We start from the raw sequence: 17,173 nt of genomic DNA on the forward strand, positions 1-17,173 counted from the left end.
AGGGGAGCGGCCTCGATTTTACAGGGTGTTCCCAGGCCGCAGCGGCATGATTTCACGCTCGGGGCGCTTCAGGGCTTCGGCGTATTTGCGGGCATTGTCGTCAATCGTGCCGTGCCAAAGCTTCGAGACGAAGGCGCGGGCGTCTTGGACCGTCATGTCTTTCAGCGAAGAGGACAGCGCCATGAATAGCTCATCCTCGCTGATCGCGGCGGCACGGTGCATGGCTTCCGCGTAAAATGACGGGTCGTTAAGGACCTGCTCGCTTAGCGGCATCAGCGCAAGGTTCTCTTCCGGGATCGCCATGAAGACCGTGTCCTGCAAGTCAGTCAGATAAGCGCGGCGCGACGTGGACACCGGCTTTCCTGCTGCCTTGGCGTCCAGATACGCCAGCCGGTTCTTGTCGAGCTTCGCCGTCGCATGGGACATAATGACGGCGCGCTGCCGGGCGGGTAGCGCAAATCCGGTGCAGCGCTCGATATGGGCGAGGATATCTGCAACCTCTGCCTCAACATCAAAGTTGTCAAACCATAGAACCGTCCCTGATCTAGCCGCCACGCGCCCGCCCTCGATGTTGCGATAATATATTTATGCATCACATTTACACCTGATCGCAAGCGGGTGGCGTCCTCCACGTAAACGGACACGGAAAAAGGGAAACCGTGGTCCCACGGCTCCCCTTTCGGTTCAGATCGTCTCCCCCTCGCGCGCCGATTAGGCGACCAAGGAGAGCCCCGCGCCTGCGTCCTGCGGCTGCTCACCGCTGTCGATGAACGGGATGATCGTGAAGGTCTGCCCGCCGCGCTGTTCTTCGTTCTGCACGGCGTTGACGCGCAGATCGCCATCGGGCGTGTTGACTAGCAACGAAAGGTAGTCATTGCCCGTGCGGCTGCTTTTGGCCATCCAGGCCGAGCCGACGCGGATCGGCGTGCCCCGGGGCGAGCTGACCTCGATCCGGTAGTCGGGGTGGGTCTCCTCGGTCTTGTAGCTGTTCTCGATCAGCATGAACTCCAGATCGAACATCATGTTGGCGATGTAGCCGGTGAAGGCGTTGTCGGCGTCCATGGCGGTGAGCTCGCCCGAGATCGAGCCGGATTTCATCAGGCCGTTCGAGACCAGCGGGATGATCTCGAACGCCCCGCTTTGGGCCGCACGCGCCTCTTTCGTCTGCACCGCGTTGACCCGGAACGGACCTAAGCCGACATCTATCTGCATCGAGATGTAGGGGTTGCCGCTGGTATTGCCGGTCTCGTTCCAGGCCGTGCCGATGCGCACCTTGCGGCCTGATTTGTTGACTGCCGTCACGTCAAAATCCGGGCTGCGTTCAGACATCTTGGCCCGTGCCTCGAGCTGGATGGCGATGTCAAAGCGCGTCGAGTGGATCATGCCGGTGTACTCGGCGGCTGCGGTCTCGACATTGCGGGTGAGGGTTCCTGCGAACATGGGATGGTTCCTTTTGGATTGGCCGGTGCCTGACGTTCTTGCCAACGCATCCGGGATTGCTTTCTCGACCCCTCTTGGGATCACAAATCAGAAAGCTCGCTTTCCTTTCAGCCCCGCCCACGGGTCAGAGCTGCCGTCCGAGTGGGAATGCCCCCGCGCCTCCAGGTGCTACGCCCCTCCCCTGCCCGTCTGGTCTTGATTGGCTGCCCGGATTTTCCGCGCCGTCCTCCGATCGCGCGATGAAGAACTCCGCCTCTTTTCCGTTCAACCGGTGCCCTTCCCGGTCGGTCAGGCCGATGCAGCTGCCGTTCGGCAGATAGGTGATGAGGCACTGACCGACCCGGTCCTTGTGGACAACGTAGCCGGTATTCGCCCAATGCACGGTCTGCCCGGCATCGACGGCGGCCTTGATGTCTTCGAGTGTCATGCGAACCTCCTTACGAAGAATGGTGGGGAAACGACGCAAGAAGCCCGATCTTCTGACCGGGCTTCTATGCAGCATTCGTTTGGCAAACGGCCGAGACCTGTCAGGCACTCTGCGCCGCTTGCATCGCGCGCGCCGCCATCCAATCTTTCAGGCCAAGAACCGTTCTTCCGGCGGCGACCTCGGAGGCCCAGGCAACCCTTGGGTCACCGCAGGGCTCATCGCCAAAATGCCGGTCGATGTGGCCATTGGCCATCCATGGCTCAGGCTGGATCCGTCGCAGCCAGTCGGCCATGCTCGGAATGCGGCCCTGGCAGTCTTCACGGATATGCTGCTCGCCGATCCAGCGCACGGGAATGTCCCGACCTGCGCTATTGGTCAGGGACAGGCCGAAGACACGTTCGGCCTCAAACAGGCCTTGGGCATGATGGCGCATGGCTCGGTGCGTGAAGAGCGCGAGGTGCTCTTTCGAGGCGTCAAACCAATCGTGCACAGACTGATAGTCAGACGGCACCCCGCCGAATTTCCGGGCAGAGCTTTCAGCATGATGAAGCGGATGGGCCATCTCAAAGCCCCTCGTCATAGCTGTGCGAGCATTCGACATAGCGGTCCGCGTGATCGAGGATGATGCTGTCGTTGCGCAAGTCCCAGGTCAGCGTGCCGAAGCCGCCCTCGTTGTTTTCGAACCCCGGGTGATGGTGATAGGCGAGCGACCAGGCGAAGTCGCCAACTTCTGTGGCAAGCGCCTCCGGCAGGTTGACCTCTGCAGGCTGCACCGTCACATCCTCGACATTGCCGGAGTCGCCATAGCCTTCATATTCGGCAGTGACCTCGCTGATGCCAAGCGCACGTAGTTGCGCGAGCAGCTCCGTTCGGGATGCCTTCAAGGTGGTTTCGCGCTCTGCACGCCACTGAGCCGCCATTGCGGCATAATCGATCTGGGGATTGGTCATGGGTTTGTCCTCTTGTCTGCAATTGGGGGGCCGGGCGTGGCATTGGCCCGCGCGCGCCCGGAACGCGCAGACCGGACAAATCCCGATCTGCGACGCCCGACCCAAAGCCCGCTTTGACTTTTCAGGCGGCTTGGTCCGCCGTGATAGCAGGCCCCTGCCCCACGATCCGGGCCAGAATTCCCCTCGTGTCGATCCCATCCCCATGCGGCAGGAACACCCGTAGCTGGAAGGCGATGATCTCGGTGAAGCAGCCGAGGGCCTTGAGGCCATCAATCATGCCCCTGTCCACGCCGCACAACTCAAGGCGCATCTCGCCTGCGACGCGGCGACGGGTCAAGGTGAGACCCCGGCCCAGATCGACCGGCGCAGTGGTGCCGAGGGCGGCGGTCAACATCTCCTGCGGCGTTTGCGGATTGGAGACGAGGAAGCGGGCGCGCAGCGCGGCCGCCCCTTCCTCGCTCAGCGTGCGCCCGATCATCGCGGTCGCCCCGTCGGGCGTGACCCGGTAGATGCGCTCATTGGTGGTCGGAATGTCCTTCCAGATCGGCAACAAGAGCCCGGTCAGCAGGTAGAGCTTGGTCGTGGTGGTTTTTGGCAGGGACGCAGCCTCGGCATCCCAAAGCCTTGCAAACTCGGGCCTTCCGATGTCTTCCCAGGCCGAGGACTCAAACCGTGCCTCTTCGAGGTAGCTCGACCCGTTTGGACGCACCGCCTTGCGCATCAGCGTAACGATGTCCTCGTCATACATCTGCATAGGGCGCGCCGAGATGAGCGCCGCGCGGCCGGAGGCGCGATTCACCATCGGTAGCTTGTCGGGGTTGCGCGATATGGCCTCTTCGGCCCCAAGGACGTGGACCGGGTCGGTGACCTCCAGCCCGATGATCCGCGTCACGGCGCCGGATTTCGGGCAGGTCCAGAGATCCTCCGTGGAGACCTGTTCGATCTTTTCGCCGCGCAGGGTTTCGACGCCGAGATCGAGTGTGCCCGCCGCGCGCGCCCGTTCAGTCTGATCGGCAATCCGGCGCATGAACTCGGCAAAGAGCGCGTTCTGCATGTGGATGGGCAGCGCCAGCACCCGGTTGAGAAACCGCTGGATCGGGGGAAGCTCCTCGAGAAGCACCCCGTCCTTGTCGATCAGCCGCAAGGCCGTCCAGTCGGTGAAGCTCTCGTAGCTCATCGCCTCGGCCCGCCCGGCAGCAAGATCGGCGAAATACCCGCGCAGCGCCGCTCGTGCGATCGGGCTTTCGAGATTGTCCTCCTCGCGGAACATGCCCTGCGAGCCGGTCTCGCGCTGGCCCTTCGTCAAGGCCCCCAGCTGGTCGAGGCGCTTGGCAATCGTCGAGGTGAAACGCTTCTCGCCATGCACATCGGAGGTGCAGACCCGGAAGAAGGGCGCGCTGACCTGGGCCGAGCGATGCGTGCGGCCGAGCCCCTGGATGGCCGCATCGGCGCGCCAGCCGGGCTCCAACAGGTAGTGCCGGCGCCGTTTCTGGTTCTTCGCCGTTTGCGCCGCGTGATAGGATCGGCCAGTACCGCCTGCATCGGAGAAGATCAGGATATCCTTTTCGCCGTCCATGAAGGCTTGGGTCTCGGACGAATTACTGCTGGCGGCGCGCTTTTCGATAAAGAGATGGCCATCCTCGGCCTTGAGGGGCCGGATGGACCGCCCCGTGACCTCTGCGACGGCCTCGTCGCCAAAAGCCCAGAGGATCTGATCGAGCGCCGAGGGGATCGGGGCGAGCGTCATCAACTCCATCATGGCCGCATCGCGCAGGGCGAGCGCCTCGCGCGAGACAACGAGCGCCCCGGTCTCATCCCGTAAAGGTTCCGCCACCATATTGCCGTCGATCTCGACCAGCTTTTGCGCATGAATCGGGAAGGCCTGTTCGAGGTAGCCAAGCACATAGTCGCGCGGCGTCAAGGCCCCCTCAACGAGTTCATCCTCGGGGTCCAATGTCTCAAGTCGACGTTTCAGCAGGCTCTCGCCTGTCGAAACCACCTGGATGACGCAAGCCTTGCCCGCCGCCAGATCGTCCTCGATGGCGCGGATGATCGTCGGGGCTTTCATGCCCATCAGGAGATGGTTGAAAAAGCGCTGCTTCGTGCTCTCGAAGCGGGACTTGGCCGAAGCGCGTGCGGCCGAGGCATTGGTCTCGCCCGAGGCACCGTTGACCCCAGTCGCGGTCAGCGCCGCCTCGAGATTGTGGTGGATCGTACGAAACGCGCCCGCATAGGCGTCGTAGACCTCGATCTGGGCCGGGGTGAGCGCGTGTTCGAGCACGTCATACTCCACCCCATCAAAGCTGAGGGCGCGGGCCGTGTAGAGGCCGAGCGTCTTGAGATCACGCGCGACCACCTCCATGGCGGCCACGCCGCCGGCTTCCATCGCTGAAACGAAACCCTCGCGGCTCGGGAAGGGGTATTCGGGGCCTTGTCCCCAGAGACCGAGACGCGCGGCATAGGCTAGGTTGTGCACGCTCGTGGCGCCCGTGGCCGAGATGTAGAAGACGCGAGCGCGGGGTGCTGCCAGTTGCAGCCGCAGGCCAGCAAGGCCCTGCTGGGAGGGTTTGACCCCCCTGCCCTGCTCAGACCCTGCCGCGTTCTGCATGGCATGGGCCTCATCAAAAGCGAGGACGCCTTCAAAGTCTGCGCCCATCCAGTCGAGGATTTGGCTCAGCCGCGTGGTGCCGCATTTGCCCGCCGAGCGCAGCGTGGCGTAGGTGACGAAGAGGATACCATCGCCCATCGGGATGGGCCGGTCCGGTTTCCATTTGGAGAGCGACTGGATGTCGGCGGGCGAGCCGCCGAGATCGGTCCAGTCGCGGATCGCGTCCTCAATGAGCGTGGCGGATTTGGAGACCCAGATCGCCTTTCTGCGCCCAGCCAGCCAGTTCACGAGAATGAGCCCCGCGCATTCGCGGCCCTTGCCGCAACCGGTGCCGTCGCCGAGGAAATAGCCAAGGCGATAGGCGCATGCCTCTGGGTCATCGTCTGCGCGCGTCAGCTTGGTCTGGTCGTCATCTAGGCGCATCCGCCCCGGCAGGTCGCGCCCATGGGCGTCATGCGCCATGATGATGGTCTCGAGCTGCGCCTCGGAAAGATCTCCCTCCTCGATCAACCGTGCGGGCAGGCGCAAGTCATCACTGTCCGTGTTTGAGGGCATGGGCGGGGCAACCGAGGCCATGGCGATGCTTTCAACGAGCGGCGTGGGATGTTCCTGCCCGCCTGCGATCTCGATCCGCTGCGGGCGGTAGCGCGCATAGATATCCGAGATGGGCGTGTTGTCGCGAGGGGTCTCAAAGCTAGTGAAGCTGAGCGGACAGACGGCATTGGCCCGGGGTTTGGAGGCGGCGACAGGCGCAGCAGCGGTCTTGCGCGGGGCAGATGATGCAATGGTCGGCCGCGCGTGCGGCATCGACGCCGCCTGTTGTACGGGGCGCGCCTCGGGCCGGGTTGCGGCCACGGCGTCGACAAAAGGAAGGGCTTCATCCAAGTCCCGGACACTGGCGCGGATCATCTCGCCGTCCTCCTGCACCTTGTCGAAGACCATGAGCTGGGTTTCGACAGAGGTGCCGAGCTTGCGATAGACCTGTCCCGGCATCGTGAGTGCCAAGCGCGGCGTGAGCAAACCGCAGGCGCGCGACCAATGCGCGGCATCGCGTTCGGGCGTGAATCCTTGCGGCATGATCGCCACAAGCCGCCCGTCGGGTGCCAGACGCTTTGCAGCCGCGATGAGATGTTTGGCGGCGATGTGCTTGTCTCGGGAGCGATCGACCGATGAGGCGAAGGGCGGGTTCATCAACACGACGTCGGCTAGAACCGGCGACTGCAGCAGATCGTCGATATGCTCGCCGTCATGGCCCGTCACCTCGCCGCCGAAAACCGCGCGCAGGAGGCGCTGGCGAAAGGGGTCGATTTCATTGAGCATAAGCGTGGCACCGGCCCGGGCGGCGAAAGCTGCCAGGGCACCGGTGCCAGCCGAGGGCTCCAGAACGGTCTCGCCCTTGCGGATCGCCGCGGCCCGAACCGCCATGGTCGCGAATGCCAGCGGTGTGGAAAACTGCTGCAGCCGGATCTGCTGCTCTGACCGGCGCGTTTCCGTCAGCAGCCGTGAGGCAAGCAGCCTTGCAGCGGCGATGTCACCTGCCGCGCCGTGCCCACGCAGCAGCACCTGGATGGCCGCGGCCTGCATCAGGTCATAGGCCATGCGCCAGTCCCAGGCACCGCCGGCATCGCTGCCATGAAACGTCTCGCGCATGATACGCGCGAGCGCTGAACTGCGCAGGGGCTGGTTGTCGACCTCCGCGCCGATCTGCGCGAGGGCAGAAGCGAGGTTAGCTGCGGAAATTGAGAGAGCCGTGTTTGCCGGATTGGGTTTGGACATGGAAGTTTTCCTTTGGATCAGGGTCTGAGTTCCAAAGGACAAAAAGCCCGCTTTCGCTTTTCAAGGTGACGGGGGTCAGACCGCGCTGACCTCCAAGGCTTGGTCAGGACTTGGGTTCGACCTCCCGTTTCGCATCAATCAATGCCTGTGCGGCCTGCATCACCTGAACTTGAGATGTTCCCGTGCATTCCTCCTCCAGCGCGGCCTGCACCTTCGCGCGAAACCACGCGTCATACGAATTGACATCAGCCGCCACGGAAATGCTCCTCGAGCCCGATATCCAGCAGCTTGCCGAGGTCATCGGGCATGTCTGCAACGTGCACAGCAATTGGGAAACGGTGCCCCGTCAGGTCAGGCGCGCATTGCTCCTCTAGCCCGAGGTGCTGCCTATCCTTTTCCGTTTCGTCCATTGTGCTTTCTCCGACCGTATTATCAGCCGATGCTACATCTTCCAGCGGGGCGTCGTAAACGATAATGCCAAAGGGTCACAGCAAGCTGGCCCACTTACCGATCGGGCACCGCTTCAAGGGAAGTTTCGAACCGCTTGCCCGCCGCTGCAGCTTCTTTCAAGAGCGCGTCGAAATTGTCAGGTGGATTGCCATCTTCCAACATCCCTTTGAACGTCGCATAGGCATCCGTCTTGCTGCCGTAGGCGCGCAGGGTCTTGTCGTCGTTCACCCAGGCCACCACGATGACCTTCGCATCGCTGTTGAACCGATAGAACAGCCGATACTGCTGGAAGAATTTCGCCCGGAACCAGTGCTTGCGGTGATCGCCGAGTGTGCCGCCTTGCCGGAAGGCGGCGGCACCCGGATCTGCCGGTATGGCCTCGGTGACCAGCTTGAAGATGGCGGCCAGCCGTTTCGTCGGGTTTTTCTTGCGCCAGGTCTTAGGATCGCGTGCCTTACGCGCCTCGACCTCTTCAATCAGCCCTTCGAGCTGATCCAGAAAGAGCGGATGCGCATAAATCGACCATCCGTTTACGACAAGGGGCGCTTGGGCGGGCACGCTATCGCCGCTCATTCATCCTCGAGCGATAGCGGCGCATCGAGATCGACGTCAACGTCTCCGACCAGTGCTGCAAGACGGTCATGCAAAGCCCCATCGAACGCCCGAATGCGGTCCGGATGCGCCTTGATATCGGCCTCGACAAAATCGAGAAAGGCTCCGAGCACGGGATCTTCCTCGTCGCTGCGCACGGGCTCGATATAGACCCTGCCACTCGGCTCGGTGCAGTAACGAATCTGGTCGCCCTTGCCCAGCTTGAGCTGTTTGCGCACACCCGCCGGCACGGTCGTCTGATACCGATCCGTGAGTTTCGAGACATCTTGTGCGAGGGCTGTCATGGCAGTCTCCTGAAGAAAAGGTTCTTTGCTGCCCGCGATAGGTAATGCATTTGCATTGCCTTGTCAAGACAAGCCGCAGCATCTGCTGTCGCCGGGCAGGTCAATGAACCGTCCGGCGCAGGACCTAATTTCGCCCCGCCAGGAACTCCGCCAGCACCGGGCTAGCCGCACCTTTCGCGGAGCTGAGCAGCTCCGAGCCCGCAAGCGAGGCCTTCGACAGGCGTACGAGCCCACCAGTTTCCTCGATGCGGTAGCAGCGGCGCTTTTGCCGCCCGCGCCTGTAGTGGGTCGCGGTGACAATCTGGCAGGTACTGCCACCGGTGAGCGTCACAGGTGCTGCGAGCTTGATCTTGTCGCCTTCCTCGTAGTCCGGGATCGCAGCCCAGTCCTGGCAGCGCTGGCGCCAGGCATGAGCATAGCTGTCTGGGTCTTTCAGCTCGGACAGCAGGGCCAATAGGCTCAGTGGCGCGCGGGATTCGACCGGTCCCGCGCTTTCCTCCATGTCCTTGTAGCCCCAGCAGCCGTCATCATATCGGGTAAGGAATACGGCGGCGAAAGTGATGGAGCCATCCGCATCGGTGACATAGGTCGTGTCTTCGACAGGGGTGCCGTCGATATTTGTGACCTTTGCCGCCGCGTACCAAGTCGAACCCACCTTGCAGGCTTTGACCAGTTCCGTCTTGCGCCTTTCGCCCTCGAAGGTGCACAGCCGAGCAATCTCCGCTTTCTCATCCGCGTAGGTCTGGACGCGGCCGTCGGTGTAGAAGAGCCAACCCATCACGCCGCCCTCCGGTCATCGATTTCCATCAGCGCATCGAGCGGCACGCGGTAGGGCTGCATGGCGTCGAAATCCTCGCAATTGCCGCAGTTCTGCACGATCGCGAAGGTGTCGCAGGCATCCTTGAGGATGACCCGGAAGGTGCCGCCGAGGCCCGAGGGCACCTCGTAGGTCCCGCCGATGAGATAGTCCGAGGCCCGGCGCACGAAGACGCGGATGCTGTGGCCATCGGTGGCGAGCCGGATCGCACCCCGCCCCCGGTCGATGAGCACCTGCACGTCATCCAGGATGTCGGTGTAGAACTGGCCGGTCAGATCGCGAAACGCCATGCGGCGCTGCGCCATCCAGTCGGTGTCCCGAAACGGGTTCATGCCATCGGCGAAAGCAAAGGACGGATCGGCCTGCTCGGTGGTGACGATACGGGTGGTCGTGCCATCGATGCCGTTTGAGCGCAGATGCACGCCATTGCCGACGATGAGGATCAGGGCGGGCCTGTCCACGGGCCCGTTCCAGTTGGGCAGGAAGGTTTTGCAGGCGCGTGCATGGGCGATCTGCGCCGCAACAGCGGACGCAGAGAACTTGAGAATAGCCATGGGGATGTCTTTCTGTTCGGTTTGGAAGGGTCGACCCGCGCGGGGAATGCCTCGCGCGGGTCGCGTGATGGCTCAGGCCGCTTGCGCGACCTCGCTGTCAGGCTCCGGGGTTTCCACAGTGGGCTCCGCCTCGTCACAGGCGACACCGGCGGTCTGCATCATCGGCGGGCACCAGGCGGCCACGGCAGCGCGCTGTGTATCCGTGAGCGTGGCGAAGGGCTCGGCGAAGAGCTTGTCGCAGAAGGCCACGATCTCCTTCTTGCTCGACGAGGCCAGCGTCACAGCCTCCTGGGCCAGACCCAGATCCTCGCCGAGGATCTTCAGGAGCCAGGCCTTCTTGAAGCGGTTGAAGAGGGCCGCATTCGGCGTCCAGTGGGCGCGAATGTCGGGCATGATCTCGATCTCGAACGCATGCATCAGGCTGTCGCGCTGGCGGTCCCGCGCGAAGCAGGACTGCGTGGTGCTGGCCGTGGCATAGGCCACGAGCTTGGCCTTCTCGCCGGCCTCCAGCGCGCGAAACGCCGCGAACTGATCGGCGGGCGCGCGGGTGTCATCGAGCCACGAGAGATCAAGCGCATCATGCGCCGCCGCCACCTGCTCGAGCGAGGTCTCGTCGATCTCGTCCATCTTGGCATGGCTGCGGTATTCCTTGCGGGCATCGATCTTGATCGCCTGCGTGACACTCATGCCGCTGGCCAGAACATCACTGACCAGCTTGAAGAGCGTCAGATCGAGCGTGGCCTCCGGATGCAGCGCCATTGCGGCGCCGAGGGCCATGGCCCGCTCGGTCTTGAGGTCCTCTGCCAGCGAGGCCGGGTAGGTGATGTCGCCGGCGTCCGGGGCCTCCTCCCCGGTCGGGTTGGCCGAGGAGCCGCGCGCGCCCTCCTCTTTGACGGTGTCCTCGGGGCGGACGAGGCCCACATGGAGCGTGATCTGCCCGCCCGACCAAGACGCGATCACCCCGGACCGCGCAAAGTCCTCGGCGCTGTAGGCCTCCTGCAGATCGCGGGCTTCCTCTTCCAAGGCATCCACGCGCTCGTAAAGGGCATTGTAGGCACCGTCCTCGAGCCCCTCATCCTCCATCTCGAGCTGCAGTTTCTCGAGTTCTGCGGTGATCTCATCGATGCGCTTTTGCGCAGCCTCATCAGGCTCGATCGGGCCGGGATAGACGCGGCCGTAGTCGGCCATGGTCGCGTAGTCATAGCGCACCATCGCATCGGCCCAGGCAAAGCCCAGCTTTATGCGGGCCTCTTCGGCGGCGGCACTGAGCTTCTCGAGCAGGATGGTCTCGACCAGCGCCGCATCCTCAAGCACGGAATGCTCTTCCAGAAGGTCAGCCGCGACAGCACCGCCACGCGCCTCGTAGTCTTCGCGCACGAAAGCCCCGATATCGTCGCTGACCTGCACGCCGCGGGATTTGAGCGCCTGTCGAACGGTATAGGCCTGCAGATAGCCGCCGTCCTTCGTGAGCGCCTCGAAGACCTCGCGCTGCGCCTCCTGGCTCGGGTGCTCGGCAAAGGCTTTCATCGTGTCGAGGGTGATCACCTTGGCCCGGGCCGCGGCGCGGATGTCGGGGTGGATCAGGCCATAGCGCAATCGGCCTTTCACGGCGGCGACGGTCGTGCCGAATGTTTTGGCGATCGTCTCGGGCGTCTGGCCGTCGACCTCCATCATCCGGGCGAAGGCCTCGAACTCGTCGATTGCGTTCATCGGCGCCTGGGTGACGTTCTCGGCGAGCGACAGCGCCGTGGTGACGTCGCAGTCTTCCGGCACAAGGCGGCAGTCCACCTTGGTCTTCGCCGTGAAGCCCTTGATGGCCTTGTCAGCGACCAGCTCCTTCAGCGCGGCATGCCGCCGGCCACCGGCCAGCACGGCGTATTTGCCGTCGAACTTCTGGACCAGGATCGGCTGCAAGAGGCCCAGAACGGCGATGCTGGCCTTCAGATGCGCGATGTTCTCGGGATCATAGGTTTCCGGCGCGTTGCTGCGCACATTGGCGGGATGCGGGACCAGATCGCCGATAGCGACGGTAAGGGGAGCAAAGCTTATGGTCATGGGATATCCTTCCAGGAGGGTGAGGTGTGGCCCGCGCGCTCACGCGCGTGACCAATCCCCGGCTTCAGGGATCACCACGACAAAAGGCCCACTTTCCCTTTGAGGGGTCAGCGGGCCTTCATCGTCTCAGATGTCAGGGTGAGGAGTCCCCTGCCCTACCAGTCGCGCGCCAGCATGATGGTCAGCACGCGCATGGTGGTGGCAGGATTGTCCGGGGTCTCAGCCCCGTAGCGGAAATCCGAGTCTGCTTCATAGAGATCGATTTTCCAGAACACGGTCTCGCCCCGGATCTCGACCGCCCCGAAATCGTGCCATCCCTCGGGATCATTCTCAGGCTCGAATGTATCGAACGCACCGGTGGCCTTCACCGCCTCGGCCATGAAGCCATCGCCGGCCTCCATAAGCGAGCGGGTGACATGCATCCGGCCCTGGATGGGCTGCGCGGGCGGCACTCCAAGGCACGCGAGCTTGCGAAACGCGTCGTTCTGCGCCGCGATCACACTCGGATCCGGACGGTCTGGCTGGGGTTGAATGGTCATGGACATGGGGATCTCCTTTGAGAAGTTGAAACACCCTTCCCAAAGCCTGCTTTTTCTTTTCCGTGCGGCGGATGAATCGAGGCCGAAGGCGCCCTACCCGAGCAGCCCCTTGGGTCTGTAATTCGGGTTGGGGATGGTTTCGATCCAGCCGCCCTGTTCCTTGATGCTCTCGAGCGCTGCCGAGAACGGATAAGCGCCCTCGGACGGGCTCCACCAATAGGCATCGCGTTTGAAGGTGATGATCTTGCGGCGGCCGTCTTCGAAGCAGGCCACCCGCAGCGTCTTGGGTTCCTTGCGTGACATGCGAGTCTCCGTTCTCCGTGTGGTCAGGCGGCCTCGGCACTGCGCCCTGCCCTGCCCGTTTCCGATCTGGCGATCAGATAGTCGCAGGCGCGCTGCGCGTCCGCGGCGTGCCGGAAGATCGCGCCCTTGTCCGACCGAAGAACGCGCAACCAGTTGTGGAGGTAGGCGGCATTCATCTCGAGCGTATGCGCCGTGAAGCCGAGCGTCTGACCCAGGAACACCGAGGTCAATTCTGCGACGATCTCTTCGCGCGCGTAAGAGGTGTTGCCGAATTTCGAGAGACCGAAATCTCGGTTCAGTCGATGCGGGGCTTTCGTGGCATGGGCCAGCTCATGGGCCCAGACCCCGTAGAAATTGCGCGGGTCCTGGAACCGCGTGATGGACGGCATGTAGACCTTGTCCACGGGGGGCAAATAGTACGCTTCCGTTCCTGTGAAGACGGTCGTGATGTCGATGGCATCGAAAAACGCCTGCATGTGCGGGATGGGCTCGGACGGCGGATGCTCGGGCACGGGCTCCGGATCGGGGAAGAAGCTGTCGGGCAAGCCCTCGATCTGGCAGGCATTGAACACGCGGTAGGATTTCTGGAAGCGGAAGATACGGGCTTCCTCGGAGTGATCATCCCCGTCGCTGTGATCATGCTCATCGCCGGCGTCTCTCCGGCTTTGACCGTAATAGACGACGACAGAGGACTTCTCGCCCTTGCGAACCTTTGCATCCAACGCATTGGCCTGCGGCAACGTCATCCAGAAGGGAGAGCTGTGGCCCGCCATCACGGTCCGCATCGTCAGCAGGAAGTTGTTCACCCCCTGGTACGGTTCTCCGCCCACGCGCAGGGGGCGAGAGCTGCCACCTGCGGTCCAGGGCTTGCGCCACGGCAGGACGCCGCGCTCGATGATGCGGATGATTTCGTTTGTGATGACCTCGGAGGCATCGAATTTGGGCGTGCGGGATCGGGCCATGGCTGGCGTCCTTTCGAGTTTTGGTGAGAGGGAGTGGTGATCAAGTTGACTGACGGGGGCGTGGATCGTTGGCGATCCTGCCACCGAGGGCTTCGACCATGTCGATGTAGGTGGTCAGCGACACGGACCTGCCGGGACCCGAAGAGTCAGGGTCGACCGATCCGTCCCGCGTCACCCGCGGCAGGTTCGCGAAGGCAATCACATCGGTGACGGGTCGGATATCGATAAACGGGGTCCCTCGTGCGACCGCAAGAGTGGCCAAGGGAAAGCGCTCGATTGGCGCGAAGGTTGAAACGGTGGTCCAACCGAGATGGATGAATGTCTCACCCTCTCCGCAGATCACATGGGCATTCGGCAGCGTCGCCGCCTGCTTCAGATAGCCGAGGTCACGCAGGACAGTCTCGCGCTCGAGCTGCTGTGCCCGGCCCGTCTGGCCGGTTCGGCGTAGTTCCTTGTGTCGCCACCACGAGGCAGCGGTCGTGCGCAACACGCGCAAGACACCTGTTTGCATTGGAATGCCCTTCATCAGGAAAGACAGACCGGAACCCGGCCCGGACCCATCCGAGGGACCCCAAAGGCCCTCATCCGTCAGTCACAAAACCCGAAGAACACTTTCTCTTTTTCCGGCCCCTTTGGGCACACAACAAAACCGAAAAGCCCGGCCCTTCTGCCGAAGCCATTGATTTCATACAGCAATTCTAGATCGGCACCCAAGATCGGCAACGCATATCGGCAAAACCTTGCCTGCGGTTCCAAAATGTGTATATTTTTCAATTGCTTTGCAAACATGGAAGATCGGCAAAATGCTGGAAACACCCGCCAGGATCGAACCCTGCTTCTTCGAGGAGCATATTCCTACAGAACTGGCAGACCTTTCGGTCGACATCCAGAGGGAAGCCACCGGGCTGGGACAAGGATTGCATCCTGATAGCGCAGCCGAACTTGCCGATCTCGTCCGTGTGATGAACTGCTACTACTCCAACTTGATCGAAGGACATAACACCCGCCCCCGCGACATCGAAAGGGCGCTGGCTGGTGCCGAGCTTGAGGAAGAAACCCGCCCTCTCGCCCTTGAGGCCCGGGCGCACGTCATCGTTCAACGGGCCATCGATGAGATGCATCGCATAGGCACCCTTCCCTGCCCCACATCTGTCGAATTCCTGACTTGGGTCCATAAGAGCTTCTACGACGAGATGCCGGATGAGTTTCGGGTCATCGAACATCCCGACGGCACACAAGAGCCCATCGTTCCGGGACGCATGCGCCAGGATGATGATCGGGAAGTTGCGGTCGGGCGCCACCTACCTCCTTCATCGTCGCGCGTCGCGGCATTCATGGACCATTTCGACAAACGATTTCAGATTGCGGCGCGGTCTTCGAGCGGACGGATCATCGCGATCGCCTCTGCACATCACCGGCTCAACTACATCCACCCTTTCCCGGATCGTAACGGCCGTGTCAGCAGACTGATGTCTCATGCCATGGCCCTCACAGCGGGGATTGGTGGCCAAGGGCTCTGGTCCGTATCACGTGGGCTGGCCCGCGGGCTAACCGATCGGGGCGAGTACAAACGGATGATGGATCTGGCCGACAGTCCACGCCGCGGAGACCGCGACGGACGGGGGAACCTGTCAGAAGCGGCACTGAAGACGTTTAGTGAATGGTTCCTAAAGGTGACGCTCGACCAGATCACCTTCTCAACAAGATTGTTCGATCTCGGCGGATTAGACCAACGGTATCGTCGTCTTGTTGCAGATACCATCGATGACAAGCGAGCGCCGGAACTAATCTCGGCGGTTCTTCGGCATGGGGCACTGGAACGAGGCGATGCGCAGATTGTGCTCAAGACGTCCGAGCGTACTGCTCGCAACACGCTGAGTAAACTGACCGCCGCCGGATACCTTACTTCCGCCTCGCCGAAGACGCCAGTTCGGTTGGCGTTTCCGTTGGATTATCGAGAGCGGCTCTTTCCAAACCTCTTTGGAGATGGTGACCTGACTGTGTGATTTTCGTTAGTCCGCGCTCTGCGCAGGAAAGCGCACCCAGGGAGAAAGTGGATGGATCCCCTAAACAATGAGTTCACAGCTGTGAACTGCGTCTTGTTTCGTCGCGCAGAAGACAGGTTCACAGCTGTGAACTTTTCATGCAGCGTCCTTTCTCATAAGGGCCATGATCATGGGACCACAGGAGAATTCACCGAGTGCAGCCTTTGCAGACAGCGACCGCAAATACCCACCAGGTGACCGGATGTCGCCGAAGCGTTCCAACATTGCCAAGATGACCACCGATGCCTCTTCCGGGCCCATGTACTGTTTGGCCTCATCCCACGCTGAAGGAGAGACCCCCATCATAGGTCTTATTACATCGGCAACCCTTACTAGATCATGCCAGTGGCGCACAGGTCGTTCAGCGTAAGTTCGGTATTCAGAGCAAGCGGCCAAAACGAGACCAAGGGGTATTCTAGGTAGATTGTTATCGACCGAGACAGGCTCATCAGTACTACCCTCTGCAACCAGTGCTGCCGCCGGATCGGAGGCGCTGCCCTCGCCCTGCGCTTTTTCTAAGCGTGGTTCAAAAACATAAGAGTCTTTATTTGAATTCTGATGGTGCTGCTCATTTGTGACTTCATTGGTGCTCATATCTTGTGATTGCACTGGTTCCAACAGGTCCCGAATGGCGTTGAGGGCTTCGGACAACGCAGATTCCATCTGCTGCAACTCTGCAAAGTCGAGCTTGCGGCGAAGGTCACGCGCCGTCAGGACGCATAGGTCGGACGCCTGGTCCCAGATGGCGCGGTCAGGGCGCAGAGAGCGGCCGTAGTCGACGAGACCCGCTAGATCACGGCGCATGAGGCTTACAGTGGTTCTAAGCCGCTTGTAGCGCTCCTCCGCAGCACGGACAGCCTCTGCGGCTTCGCACACTTCGACGAAGCGTTGGGCGAGGGGGGCCAGATCAAAGCCGAAAGCGATCTTTTCGTCGCCATATCGGCGCGTGTAACGTTTGCCGTTGGGACTGTCGCGACGCACGACAAAACCGGTTTGCACCAGGTTCGCCAGATGCCGCCGCATGGTCGAGCAGGGCATACCGTTCAGGCGCTCACAAATAGCCTTGTTGGACGGATGCACGACAGTTTCACTATGGTTCCCGCCAACGATCGTGGCCTGATGGAAACTGACCAATGCCTGAAGCACGCTCAAATCACGGTCGGACAAGCCGAAGGCGATACGGGCAGCGGCGAGTTCGCGAAGTGCTTCCCATTTGTTGACGCCGGAAGGGGGGAGGTCCTGTTGCGCGGCTGCCTGATATTGCAGAATGGCAGCATTTATGGGTCGCCTGAAAGGCGTTACGGGGGTGTAGTCCATTTTACATTCACTAAGACAAAGAAATCACGGTCCG

Annotated in this window: 19 protein-coding genes; 1 reads left to right on the forward strand and 18 read right to left on the reverse strand. The window is 62.0% G+C overall.

Annotation, left to right across the window (positions count from 1 at the left end):
• Window positions 1-18: 18 nt before the first annotated feature.
• The 17 genes from RXV86_RS13255 to RXV86_RS13335 form a co-directional block, all read right to left on the reverse strand.
• A complete protein-coding gene (locus RXV86_RS13255) occupies window positions 19-555 on the reverse strand; it encodes a hypothetical protein (RefSeq protein ID WP_316300607.1) in 537 nt (178 codons plus the stop codon).
• A 156-nt stretch (window positions 556-711) separates the two neighbouring features.
• Window positions 712-1,440, reverse strand: coding sequence for a DUF736 family protein (locus RXV86_RS13260; protein ID WP_316300610.1), 729 nt, complete (start codon window positions 1,438-1,440; stop codon window positions 712-714).
• Window positions 1,441-1,564: 124 nt separating this feature from the next.
• Window positions 1,565-1,867: a hypothetical protein gene (locus RXV86_RS13265; RefSeq protein ID WP_316300612.1), complete on the reverse strand. Its 303-nt coding sequence runs from the start codon at window positions 1,865-1,867 to the stop codon at window positions 1,565-1,567.
• Window positions 1,868-1,967: 100 nt separating this feature from the next.
• Window positions 1,968-2,429, reverse strand: a complete 462-nt coding sequence (locus RXV86_RS13270; RefSeq protein ID WP_316300614.1) for a hypothetical protein — start codon at window positions 2,427-2,429, stop codon at window positions 1,968-1,970.
• Between the two features lies 1 nt (window position 2,430).
• Window positions 2,431-2,817, reverse strand: a complete 387-nt coding sequence (locus tag RXV86_RS13275) for a DUF6878 family protein (RefSeq protein ID WP_316300616.1) — start codon at window positions 2,815-2,817, stop codon at window positions 2,431-2,433.
• 121 nt (window positions 2,818-2,938) lie between these two features.
• Complete coding sequence (locus RXV86_RS13280) at window positions 2,939-7,201, reverse strand: strawberry notch family protein (protein WP_316300618.1); 4,263 nt, start codon at window positions 7,199-7,201, stop codon at window positions 2,939-2,941.
• A gap of 103 nt (window positions 7,202-7,304) precedes the next feature.
• Window positions 7,305-7,457, reverse strand: coding sequence for a hypothetical protein (locus RXV86_RS13285; protein WP_009820264.1), 153 nt, complete (start codon window positions 7,455-7,457; stop codon window positions 7,305-7,307).
• Window positions 7,447-7,611 (reverse strand): hypothetical protein, encoded by a 165-nt coding sequence (locus tag RXV86_RS13290; RefSeq protein WP_009820263.1) that lies wholly within the window; start codon window positions 7,609-7,611, stop codon window positions 7,447-7,449. The genes RXV86_RS13285 and RXV86_RS13290 overlap by 11 nt, the downstream gene beginning before the upstream one ends.
• Window positions 7,612-7,705: 94 nt before the next feature.
• Window positions 7,706-8,224, reverse strand: a complete 519-nt coding sequence (locus RXV86_RS13295; RefSeq protein WP_008282927.1) for a type II toxin-antitoxin system YhaV family toxin — start codon at window positions 8,222-8,224, stop codon at window positions 7,706-7,708.
• Window positions 8,221-8,547: a type II toxin-antitoxin system PrlF family antitoxin gene (locus RXV86_RS13300; protein WP_005668772.1), complete on the reverse strand. Its 327-nt coding sequence runs from the start codon at window positions 8,545-8,547 to the stop codon at window positions 8,221-8,223. Before RXV86_RS13300 ends, RXV86_RS13295 begins: the two co-directional genes overlap by 4 nt.
• 124 nt (window positions 8,548-8,671) lie before the next feature.
• Window positions 8,672-9,325 carry a hypothetical protein gene (locus tag RXV86_RS13305; protein WP_316300641.1) on the reverse strand — a complete coding sequence of 218 codons (654 nt, stop codon included), beginning with the start codon at window positions 9,323-9,325 and terminating at the stop codon, window positions 8,672-8,674.
• Entirely contained in the window at window positions 9,325-9,918 is a 594-nt protein-coding gene (locus RXV86_RS13310; protein WP_025042408.1) for a hypothetical protein, read from the reverse strand. The genes RXV86_RS13305 and RXV86_RS13310 overlap by 1 nt, the downstream gene beginning before the upstream one ends.
• A 72-nt stretch (window positions 9,919-9,990) precedes the next feature.
• The gene (locus RXV86_RS13315; protein ID WP_316300647.1) at window positions 9,991-11,973 is read right to left on the reverse strand and encodes a ParB/RepB/Spo0J family partition protein; all 1,983 of its coding nucleotides are present in this window, start codon (window positions 11,971-11,973) and stop codon (window positions 9,991-9,993) included.
• Window positions 11,974-12,128: 155 nt separating this feature from the next.
• Entirely contained in the window at window positions 12,129-12,518 is a 390-nt protein-coding gene (locus RXV86_RS13320) for a DUF3768 domain-containing protein (protein ID WP_316300650.1), read from the reverse strand.
• Between the two features lie 87 nt (window positions 12,519-12,605).
• Window positions 12,606-12,815 (reverse strand): DUF6330 family protein, encoded by a 210-nt coding sequence (locus RXV86_RS13325; RefSeq protein ID WP_316300652.1) that lies wholly within the window; start codon window positions 12,813-12,815, stop codon window positions 12,606-12,608.
• A gap of 23 nt (window positions 12,816-12,838) precedes the next feature.
• Window positions 12,839-13,777, reverse strand: coding sequence for a zincin-like metallopeptidase domain-containing protein (locus RXV86_RS13330; protein ID WP_316300654.1), 939 nt, complete (start codon window positions 13,775-13,777; stop codon window positions 12,839-12,841).
• A gap of 40 nt (window positions 13,778-13,817) precedes the next feature.
• Complete coding sequence (locus RXV86_RS13335; RefSeq protein ID WP_316300656.1) at window positions 13,818-14,303, reverse strand: hypothetical protein; 486 nt, start codon at window positions 14,301-14,303, stop codon at window positions 13,818-13,820.
• Window positions 14,304-14,580: 277 nt separating this feature from the next.
• Here RXV86_RS13335 and RXV86_RS13340 point away from each other — a divergent pair, with 277 nt between their 5' ends.
• Window positions 14,581-15,783, forward strand: a complete 1,203-nt coding sequence (locus RXV86_RS13340; RefSeq protein ID WP_316300658.1) for a Fic family protein — start codon at window positions 14,581-14,583, stop codon at window positions 15,781-15,783.
• A gap of 135 nt (window positions 15,784-15,918) precedes the next feature.
• Here RXV86_RS13340 and repC read toward each other — a convergent pair whose 3' ends face one another.
• Window positions 15,919-17,139, reverse strand: a complete 1,221-nt coding sequence (repC, locus tag RXV86_RS13345) for a plasmid replication protein RepC (RefSeq protein WP_316300661.1) — start codon at window positions 17,137-17,139, stop codon at window positions 15,919-15,921.
• Window positions 17,140-17,173: the final 34 nt, after the last annotated feature.

Origin of the sequence: Aliisedimentitalea sp. MJ-SS2, assembly GCF_032586155.1 — a bacterium.
GTDB lineage: Bacteria > Pseudomonadota > Alphaproteobacteria > Rhodobacterales > Rhodobacteraceae > JAWHTC01.

Excerpts from the sequence above, each read along its gene's own strand:
- RXV86_RS13260 (WP_316300610.1), bottom strand. The coding sequence starts at position 1,440 with ATGTTCGCAGGAACCCTCACCCGCAATGTCGAGACCGCAGCCGCCGAG.
- RXV86_RS13265 (WP_316300612.1), bottom strand. The coding sequence starts at position 1,867 with ATGACACTCGAAGACATCAAGGCCGCCGTCGATGCCGGGCAGACCGTG.
- RXV86_RS13270 (WP_316300614.1), bottom strand. The coding sequence starts at position 2,429 with ATGGCCCATCCGCTTCATCATGCTGAAAGCTCTGCCCGGAAATTCGGC.
- RXV86_RS13275 (WP_316300616.1), bottom strand. The coding sequence starts at position 2,817 with ATGACCAATCCCCAGATCGATTATGCCGCAATGGCGGCTCAGTGGCGT.
- RXV86_RS13280 (WP_316300618.1), bottom strand. The coding sequence starts at position 7,201 with ATGTCCAAACCCAATCCGGCAAACACGGCTCTCTCAATTTCCGCAGCT.
- RXV86_RS13290 (WP_009820263.1), bottom strand. The coding sequence starts at position 7,611 with ATGGACGAAACGGAAAAGGATAGGCAGCACCTCGGGCTAGAGGAGCAA.
- RXV86_RS13295 (WP_008282927.1), bottom strand. The coding sequence starts at position 8,224 with ATGAGCGGCGATAGCGTGCCCGCCCAAGCGCCCCTTGTCGTAAACGGA.
- RXV86_RS13300 (WP_005668772.1), bottom strand. The coding sequence starts at position 8,547 with ATGACAGCCCTCGCACAAGATGTCTCGAAACTCACGGATCGGTATCAG.
- RXV86_RS13305 (WP_316300641.1), bottom strand. The coding sequence starts at position 9,325 with ATGGGTTGGCTCTTCTACACCGACGGCCGCGTCCAGACCTACGCGGAT.
- RXV86_RS13310 (WP_025042408.1), bottom strand. The coding sequence starts at position 9,918 with ATGGCTATTCTCAAGTTCTCTGCGTCCGCTGTTGCGGCGCAGATCGCC.
- RXV86_RS13315 (WP_316300647.1), bottom strand. The coding sequence starts at position 11,973 with ATGACCATAAGCTTTGCTCCCCTTACCGTCGCTATCGGCGATCTGGTC.
- RXV86_RS13320 (WP_316300650.1), bottom strand. The coding sequence starts at position 12,518 with ATGTCCATGACCATTCAACCCCAGCCAGACCGTCCGGATCCGAGTGTG.
- RXV86_RS13325 (WP_316300652.1), bottom strand. The coding sequence starts at position 12,815 with ATGTCACGCAAGGAACCCAAGACGCTGCGGGTGGCCTGCTTCGAAGAC.
- RXV86_RS13330 (WP_316300654.1), bottom strand. The coding sequence starts at position 13,777 with ATGGCCCGATCCCGCACGCCCAAATTCGATGCCTCCGAGGTCATCACA.
- RXV86_RS13335 (WP_316300656.1), bottom strand. The coding sequence starts at position 14,303 with ATGAAGGGCATTCCAATGCAAACAGGTGTCTTGCGCGTGTTGCGCACG.
- RXV86_RS13340 (WP_316300658.1), top strand. The coding sequence starts at position 14,581 with ATGCTGGAAACACCCGCCAGGATCGAACCCTGCTTCTTCGAGGAGCAT.
- repC (WP_316300661.1), bottom strand. The coding sequence starts at position 17,139 with ATGGACTACACCCCCGTAACGCCTTTCAGGCGACCCATAAATGCTGCC.